The sequence below is a fragment of the Acidovorax sp. KPB24-07 genome (genome assembly GCF_057543315.1).
The window spans coordinates 1-1,099 of sequence record NZ_BAAJYS010000725.1 but is presented as its reverse complement, the minus strand read 5'-3'; the positions used below and the strand labels follow the sequence as shown (position 1 = coordinate 1,099).

Below are 1,099 nucleotides of genomic sequence, written 5' to 3'. Positions count from 1 at the left end.
CGCGCGGCCTCGGCGGTCGGGGCCGTCACGTTCAGGTGGCCCATCTTGCGGCCGGGCTTGGCGTCGGCCTTGCCGTACAGGTGCAGGTGCGTGCCCGGCAGCGCCAGCACCGCGTCCCAGGCGGGCGTGCGGGCGTGCGGGCCGTGCGTGAACCACAGGTCGCCCAGCAGGTTGAGCATGACGGCGGGGCTGTGCTGGCGCGGCTGCGTGAGCGGCAGGCCGGCCATGGTGCGCACCTGCAATTCGAACTGCGAGACGTCGCATGCGTTCTGGCTGTAGTGGCCGCTGTTGTGCGGGCGCGGGGCGATCTCGTTGACCACCAGTTCGCCGCCGTCGAGCACGAAGAACTCCACGCACAGCACACCCACGTAATTCAGGCCGTTTGCTATCGATTTGGAAGCGTCGACGGCATGTTCCACTATGGCATGAGGCACATTTCCCTCGTAAACCTCGGTGACCGCCAGAATGCCGTCCCGGTGCAGGTTGCGCTGCACGGGCAGGTGCACGCAGGTGCCGTCGGCGCCGCGCGCCACGATCACCGAGCATTCGAGGGCCAGGGGCAGCATCTTTTCCAGCACGCAGGGCACGCCGCCCATGGCCTGCCACGCGGCGGCGAGTTCGGCCGGCGTCTTCACGCGGGACTGGCCCTTGCCGTCGTAGCCCATGCGCGCCGTCTTCAGGATGCCGGGCAGAAGATCGGGCGCCACGGCCGCCAGATCGGCGGCGGTCTCGATCACCGCGTAGGGCGCGCAGGGCACGCCGCAGCGCACGAAATGGGCTTTCTCCTGGGCGCGGTCCTGCGCAATGGCCACGGCGCTCGCCGCCGGTGCCACCGGGCGCTCGGCGCCCAGCGTGCGCAGCGCCTGGGCCGGCACGTTCTCGAATTCGGTCGTGATGGCATCGCACAGGCCGGCCAGCCGGGCGAGGCCGTCCGGGTCCTCGTAGGCGGTGCGGACGTGGTGGTGGCTCACCCGGCCGGCGGGGCTGTCGGCGTCGGCATCCAGCACGGCCGTGAAGTAGCCCATGGCCTGCGCCGCGTGCACGAACATGCGGCCGAGCTGGCCGCCGCCCACCACGCCGAGCGTGCTGCCGGGCAGCA

1 protein-coding gene is annotated in these 1,099 nt (G+C 71.2%); it reads right to left on the bottom strand.

Annotated features, from left to right (window positions below; genetic code table 11):
- Nucleotides 1–1,097, bottom strand: a 1,097-nt coding sequence (locus tag AC27IQ_RS25310) for a 5-(carboxyamino)imidazole ribonucleotide synthase (protein WP_487091270.1), incomplete at its 3' end; no start/stop codon positions are given.
- Nucleotides 1,098–1,099: the final 2 nt, after the last annotated feature.